The sequence below is a fragment of the Nostoc flagelliforme FACHB-838 genome (assembly GCF_014698065.1).
In the GTDB taxonomy this organism is placed as follows: domain Bacteria; phylum Cyanobacteriota; class Cyanobacteriia; order Cyanobacteriales; family Nostocaceae; genus Nostoc; species Nostoc flagelliforme_B.
Window position 1 is genome coordinate 24,198 of record NZ_JACJSI010000080.1, and the last position, 6,709, is coordinate 30,906.

7 protein-coding genes are annotated in these 6,709 nt (G+C 42.4%); all 7 read left to right on the forward strand.

The annotated features are described in order from the left end of the window. Nucleotides 1-11 precede the first annotated feature (11 nt). The 7 genes from H6G97_RS27045 to H6G97_RS27080 all read left to right on the forward strand — a co-directional run bounded on the left by H6G97_RS27045 (nt 12) and on the right by H6G97_RS27080 (nt 5,973). Complete coding sequence (locus H6G97_RS27045) at nt 12-1,721, forward strand: thiamine pyrophosphate-binding protein (protein ID WP_190943665.1); 1,710 nt, start codon at nt 12-14, stop codon at nt 1,719-1,721. Nucleotides 1,722-1,760: 39 nt separating this feature from the next. Then, on the forward strand, nt 1,761-2,210 hold the full coding sequence (locus H6G97_RS27050; RefSeq protein ID WP_190912733.1) for a hypothetical protein: 450 nt from the start codon (nt 1,761-1,763) through the stop codon (nt 2,208-2,210). 110 nt (nt 2,211-2,320) lie between these two features. Then, nucleotides 2,321-2,692, forward strand: coding sequence for a nuclear transport factor 2 family protein (locus H6G97_RS27055; protein WP_190943666.1), 372 nt, complete (start codon nt 2,321-2,323; stop codon nt 2,690-2,692). Between the two features lie 166 nt (nt 2,693-2,858). Then, nucleotides 2,859-3,680: a nuclear transport factor 2 family protein gene (locus tag H6G97_RS51425; protein ID WP_199349676.1), complete on the forward strand. Its 822-nt coding sequence runs from the start codon at nt 2,859-2,861 to the stop codon at nt 3,678-3,680. 37 nt (nt 3,681-3,717) lie between these two features. After that, the gene (locus tag H6G97_RS27070; protein WP_190943667.1) at nt 3,718-4,155 is read left to right on the forward strand and encodes a VOC family protein; all 438 of its coding nucleotides are present in this window, start codon (nt 3,718-3,720) and stop codon (nt 4,153-4,155) included. A gap of 148 nt (nt 4,156-4,303) precedes the next feature. Next, the gene (locus H6G97_RS27075; RefSeq protein ID WP_190943668.1) at nt 4,304-5,113 is read left to right on the forward strand and encodes an MIP/aquaporin family protein; all 810 of its coding nucleotides are present in this window, start codon (nt 4,304-4,306) and stop codon (nt 5,111-5,113) included. An 86-nt stretch (nt 5,114-5,199) separates the two neighbouring features. Further along, nucleotides 5,200-5,973 carry a glucose 1-dehydrogenase gene (locus tag H6G97_RS27080; RefSeq protein ID WP_190943669.1) on the forward strand — a complete coding sequence of 258 codons (774 nt, stop codon included), beginning with the start codon at nt 5,200-5,202 and terminating at the stop codon, nt 5,971-5,973. Nucleotides 5,974-6,709 lie beyond the last annotated feature (736 nt).

Below are 6,709 nucleotides of genomic sequence, written 5' to 3' on the forward strand. Positions count from 1 at the left end.
AGAAGCCTTTGATGGCTAACAGAAATGGTCGGTTTGCAATGATCGAACAACTTCTGGCAGATGGTATAAATTACATGTTTGGCAACCCTGGCACTGTTGAGCAGGGGTTCCTAGATGCGTTAAAAGACTATTATCCAGAATTTGAGTATATCTTTGCATTGCAAGAAACAATCGCAGTAGGTGCAGGCGATGGCTATGCCCGCGCCACCAAAAAGCCTACTATTGTGCAACTCCATAGCGGAGTGGGTTTAGGCAATGGCATCGGGATGATTTATCAGGCCATGCGTGGTCATGCACCATTAGTAGTACTGGCTGGCGAAGCTGGTATCTGCTACGATGCGATGGATGCCCAAATGGCGGCAGATTTAGTCAGTATGGCCAAGCCTGTAACAAAATGGTCAACTAGGGTAGTCGATCCTTCTTCTTTGTTACGCGTGCTACGCCGAGCCATCAAAATAGCTGCTACGCCGCCTATGGGGCCGGTGTTCGTCTCCCTACCGATGGATATCCTTGATGCTCCTAATTATGAAGAGGTTGTCCCAACTTCTTTCCCAGTGACACGGGTTGCGCCCGAACCCGATCAACTGGCAACAGCAGCAACTTTATTGGCCGCTGCTAAACATCCCTTGATCATTATGGGCGATGGTGTAGCTTTTTCCGATGCCCAGGCTGAGTTGACAGATGTAGCCGAACTCATCGGCGCACAAGTTTGGGGAGCAGACTCATCGGAAGCAAATATGAGCGCCACACATCCTCTATTCGGAGGGTTGCTGGGTCACATGTTTGGGGATGATAGCCGTCGTATTACATCACAAGCAGACGTAATCTTGATTACTGGAACCTACGTTTTCCCAGAGGTATTTCCGGCGCTGTCTGGAGTTTTTGCCCGGTCAGCGAAAGTAATTCACATTGACTTGAATACCTACGAAATAGCGAAGAATTTTCCGGTGGATCTGGGGCTGCTTGGCGATCCGAAAACTAGCCTTAGCAAATTAAGCACTGCCCTTGGGTCTACTTTGACACCTGAACAGAAGCAAGAGGCTTCTCTTAGGGCTAGCCGAATAGCTGAGGACAAGAAGCGGGAATCGGCGGCTCGATTGGAAGCTGACAAGGCGGTTCGGGATTCAGTACCTCTGCACATGACTCGTTTTGCAGAAGAATTAGCTGCCCATTTGCCAGCAGATGCAATTATTTTCGATGAAGCCATTACCAATTCTCCCGAACTTTGTCGGTACATACCACCGACAAAACTAGGACAATATTTCCAAACACGAGGCGGTTCGCTAGGTGTTGGTATTCCTGGAGCGATCGGTATTAAGTTGGCTAATCCAGATAAAACTGTATTTGGGTTCACGGGTGATGGCGGCAGTATGTATACTATCCAAGCCCTCTGGACTGCTGCCCACCACAATATAGATGCCAAATTTGTCATCTGTAATAATCGCAGTTATCAAATCCTGAAGCTCAACATTCTGCACTATTGGGGAGAGCAGGAAATACCAGAACATGACTATCCATCTTCTTTTAACCTGTGCAACCCAAATATCAATTTCGCTGAATTAGCAAAATCTTTAGGGGTTCAAGCTGTTCGGGTAGAAAAGCCAGATCAGATTGCTCCAGCTATCCAAAAAGCATTGGATCATAATGGCCCATTTTTGATTGATTTGGTACTGACAAACGAAATTGTCGGTACAAAGATTGGCGTCAAGTGTGGTCAATAATAGACCAGAATTTTTACTGAATTAAAAGGGAGAAAAACAATGACAGTAGCTAAAATAGCACCTTTAACCGAATTAGAAATTAAGCAACTAGCAACGGACTGGTATTTGAAACTAGATGTTCACGCTCCACTTGAAGATTATATTCCTTTACTGGCTGAAGAAGGTCTAGAAATGCGCTTTCCTGAAGCTACAGTTTATGGTTTTGATGGATTTAAAGGTTGGTACGAGCGCGTTATCGGAATTTTCTTTGATGAAGTCCATACATTAAAGCAAGTCAACGTTAAGCCTTCAGGAGACGAGGCGAGCGTTCAAGTCATCGTCAAATGGGAAGCTAGCGTGTGGAATCCACCAGCAGCCAAAAGTCAACGCATTATTTTAGATGCTTATCAAACTTGGATTATTAAGCGATCGCCTTATACTGGTAAGCCAGTAATTGCAACCTACATTGTTGATTCGCTTAGTTACTATGAAGGGTCTGCTCAACTCTAATATTGCAGACATCCACAAGAAAATGAAGTTTTGGAGCGCACATGACAATAAATGCGTAGTTAATGGCGCTTCATACTTATAATTCCTTAAAAATTACAGGAGATATCAAAATGACAGTTTCAACAATTTCACCCGGACGGCAATTCTTTGACAAACATATCGAAACTATTTCTGCCGGAAAAATCGATGAAATGGTAGATAGGGATTATGCAGAAGATGCTGTGTTAATCACCTTCTTTAATGGTTTTGAGAATACACCTGCACCAATCACAATTAATGGGCGTGAAAATATTAAAACATTCTTTCACGACTACCTAAAAACAATTGAATATATAGATATCAAATCCCTAGATTTCACAGAAGCAGAAAACGCTATTTTTTTCCAAGCAAAATTCAACTGCAAACTTGGTCAAGTATCAGTTGGCGATGCCTGGACTATCCGTAATGGACAAATTGCTTATCATTTTGGTTTTTGGGTTTAATAGAATAGCACAAATTTTAGGCGATGCCTACGGCGGTAAACTACGCGCTTGTTTGTAGTTAGAAACTAGCCCTAACTACAAACGAGTTCACCTTAGTTCTGCTCACCTTGATTCCTACCGTCGCCATAACTTCCTTCAGTCTTAATCCTCTACATATAGGACTACCATGAGTACACCAATAGAACAATTGATTGTTTCTCCCATCAGCAAGCTTTACAAAGAACATATCGGTTTCATTAAAGCTAAGAATGTTGATGGTTTACTCAATCAGTATGCTGATGATGCTCTGCTCATTAGCACCTTAACTGAAGACCGCCAACCCCTTTACGTACAAGGTCGTCAAGCACTCAAAGAGTTCTTTGAAAGCCGTATTTTTGGTTTAGAAGATTTTGAAATCAGGCTTAATCAGTGGGCTGAAACTGAAAATACGCTGATGATGGTGGAAGAACTAAAAACCACAAGTAAGACTGGTGAAGTCGGTAGTGTGGAGTTTTACGATAACTGGTTTTTGCAAAATGGAAAAATCGCTATCCACTTTGCTGGTGTAATTCAGTATCCAGATAAAACTTATGTAAATGCAGGAACAACTAAAACAGAAGTACCTACATCTCCATTGGGCAAGTTTTATAAAGAGCATATCGGTTTTATTAAAGCGAAAAATGTAGATGGTTTACTCAACCAATATGCTGAAGATGTCCTGCTTATTAGTACCTTGACCGAAAACCGCAAACCGATTTATGTGCGTGGTCGTCAAGCACTCAAAGAGTTCTTTGAAAGTCGCATCTTCAGTCTAGAAGATTTTGAGGTCAAGCTTGACCAGTGGGCTGAAACCGAGAACACGCTGATGATAGTCGAAAGCTTGAAGACCAGAAGTGTCAATGGCGATGTTGGCGAGGTAAGTTTCTATGATAACTGGGTAGTGCGCGATCGCAAAATCGCTGTTCACTTTGCTGGTGTAATTCAGTATCCCGATGGGTCATACGCGTAACTAAGTTCACTTTTTTGTGTCAGCAAGGACTGAAGTAATGGCTTTGTTAAAAGTTTCACAAATGGCAATCAGCTGCAAAGATCCGATTGCAACTGAAAAATTCTACACGAAATATTTCGGCTTTAAGCGAGCAAGGGTTGCACCAATTGGCAATAATGAGCAAATTGTCTTCCTGAAATTGGGTGATATGTACCTTGAACTCTTCCAAGCAAAGGGAGAAACCCCTGCTCCTTTAGCCAGCCAAGATGGGCCTACCTATCCGGCTTGGCGTCATTTTGGTTTCCAGGTTGATGATGTTGATGCTAAACTCGCTGAAATCGGCAAAGATGCAAAAGTAACCCTTGGACCACTTAACTTTGATAGCTTTATTCCTGGGTGGCGCACGGTTTGGGTATCCGATCCAGATGGTAATATTGTTGAAATTAGCCAAGGATACGTCGATCAGGATAATCCACCACCATTGCAACTCAATTGAGATAATTTCAACTTAACTATATACAGCATTTCTCCATAGGAGATGAACTAGTTGAGAATAAAAATTTTTATCAAGTAGCTAATCTTTGTTCAAAACCTTAACGGAATTGCTGTATAAAGCTTAATTGTTGATCGCCAGAAATAAACTCATGAATACTTTTGCAAATTGGAAAACTCTAAATTGGTCTGAATATGGTGCAGAGTTGGTGGGAACTGCTTTCAATCTCTTGGTTGGATTCAGTATAATCACCTTCAATTTTGGCAAAGGCTTGCCTATGGAGCATCTTATCCCGGCTGTCAGTCCTCGTTTATTAATTAATGGTCTCATCTTCGCTGGAAGTGGTGCATTATTTAGCATTTCCCCTTTAGGAAAACTGAGTGGTTCGCACCTAAACCCCTGCTTATCATTGGCATTCTGGATGCAAGGCAAAATGCATAAACAGGACTTAATTGGATATATTTTTGGTCAATTTATGGGCGCAATTATTGGCACATCTTTAGCATTAGCTTTGTGGGGAAATTACCTGATCAGCGTCAATTATTGTATTACTTTACCTGGAATAAACTATCCCTTGTGGTATGTATTTCTAGCTGAGGTTTTCATGACATTTATGTTAGTGCTGTCTATCTTTATCTTTTTGAGTCATCATCAGCTATTGCGCTGGACACCTTTAATGGTGTGGCTTTTAGTGGCAACTATGGTTTGGTTGGGAGCGCCCATTTCTGGTACCAGTTTGAATACAGCACGGAGTATGGGGCCTGCTTTCGTAGCATGGTCTTGGCAAAATCAATGGCTTTATTGTATTGCATCTCCACTAGGTGCATTAACTGCTGTGGGAGTTTTTCAACTGATAGCTATGGGTGAACGTGAAGTTTTGACCGGCAAACTTTTTCATGTTCCCAATTATCGTTGTATTTTTAAGAATGTTAAGGTGCCACATCTGCAAAAGCATCAGTAGATTTAAAGAAGAATCCAGAATTCTGACTCCTGAATCCTGTTTTATAAGACCTGAAAACATCAAAATACTCTAAAAGGAGAAAGCTAATGAAGAAACTAGAAGGTAAGGTAGCTTTAGTAACTGGTAGTAGTGGAGGAATTGGCCAAGCTATTGCCGTACATCTGGCTGAACAAGGTGCAGATGTTGTGATTGATTATCGCTCTCATCCCGAAGGCGCTGAAGAAACTTTGTCGAAAGTAGAAGCTGCTGGTAGCAAAGGCTTAACTATTAAAGCTGACTTGAGTGTAATCAGCGACATCCGTCAACTTATAGACCAGGGTATTCAATACTTTGGCAAGTTAGACATTCTAGTGAACAACGCTGGTATCGACGGTCGGAATGCTGACTTCTGGAATATCACCGAAGCCGACTATGATGCAGTGATTAATCTCAACCTCAAAGGGACATTTTTCGCCACTCAAGCGATAGTGCAGCACTTCATCGAAACCAAGCGAACCGGCAAAATCATCAATATTAGCTCTACCCATGAGGAAATAGCATTCCCCCACTTCACTGCTTACTGTGCCAGCAAGGGCGGTGTAAAGATGACGATGCGTAACCTAGCAGTTGAACTTGGCCCTCTGGGAATTACAATTAACAACGTGGCTCCTGGAGCAATTGAGACACCAATCAATAGTAAGCTGTTAAATGACCCCGAAAAATTAGGAGCGCTGTTAAAAAACATTCCCTTGGGTCGCTTAGGGAAACCACAGGATATTGCGCCTATAGTTGCTTTCTTAGCCTCAGCCGATGCTGACTACATCACGGGCGCAACGTTATATGTAGATGGGGGATTGAGCCGGAACTATCATGAGCAATAGGTAAACTAGAACACTAGTACCGCAAGGCGTAAATAAACCACCCATTCTAAATCAATGAAACGCTTATGCTGTATTCATTTTGAATTTTGAATTTTGTTAGCGCAGCGTAAAGCCTTCTCTACAAGAGGCTTGTCTGCGACACGCTACGCGAACGCCAACGGCATGGCTTCTCTACGAGACCTACGCGAATGCTTAGAGCCAGTCCGCGAGCGTCATTTTGAGTTTTGAATTCCGCCTTGCGTACTAACCCGAATGGCACGCTTGAAAAGCTGAAAGCTCGTCTGGGCTGGGTGTTGGGGGTAGGGTTGCAGGTTCGGAAAAAATCAAGAAAAGTAAATATGAGTGGGGGTACAAATAAATTTCTGACTCACTACACCCAACACCCGACACCCCACACCCAAAAGCCTTATATATAATGGGTTTGCCGTTATCTTAGTGCCATTCCGTACTAACCCTTTTAAGGTGACTTCTAAAATCTGTTTTTTCTCTCTGCTCTCTTTGTGCCTCTGCGGTTTAAAAGTAATTTATTTAACCTTATTAGGCGTAGAGAACACAGAGTAAAGAGATTAAATATGCAGCCTTAATAATGTGGAACAGCTTAGTTTGTGTTGGCTCTAACGTTTTAGAGTGTTTGTGATCTGGAGTACAGAACCTACTATCACTTATGAGTATCAACTTTGGACGCGAAATTTGTGGTGTTCTCGATTTGGCAGCAGGGCGAGAATGGTTGGTAACT

Excerpts from the sequence above, each read along its gene's own strand:
- H6G97_RS27045 (WP_190943665.1), top strand. The coding sequence starts at position 12 with ATGGCTAACAGAAATGGTCGGTTTGCAATGATCGAACAACTTCTGGCA.
- H6G97_RS27050 (WP_190912733.1), top strand. The coding sequence starts at position 1,761 with ATGACAGTAGCTAAAATAGCACCTTTAACCGAATTAGAAATTAAGCAA.
- H6G97_RS27055 (WP_190943666.1), top strand. The coding sequence starts at position 2,321 with ATGACAGTTTCAACAATTTCACCCGGACGGCAATTCTTTGACAAACAT.
- H6G97_RS51425 (WP_199349676.1), top strand. The coding sequence starts at position 2,859 with ATGAGTACACCAATAGAACAATTGATTGTTTCTCCCATCAGCAAGCTT.
- H6G97_RS27070 (WP_190943667.1), top strand. The coding sequence starts at position 3,718 with ATGGCTTTGTTAAAAGTTTCACAAATGGCAATCAGCTGCAAAGATCCG.
- H6G97_RS27075 (WP_190943668.1), top strand. The coding sequence starts at position 4,304 with ATGAATACTTTTGCAAATTGGAAAACTCTAAATTGGTCTGAATATGGT.
- H6G97_RS27080 (WP_190943669.1), top strand. The coding sequence starts at position 5,200 with ATGAAGAAACTAGAAGGTAAGGTAGCTTTAGTAACTGGTAGTAGTGGA.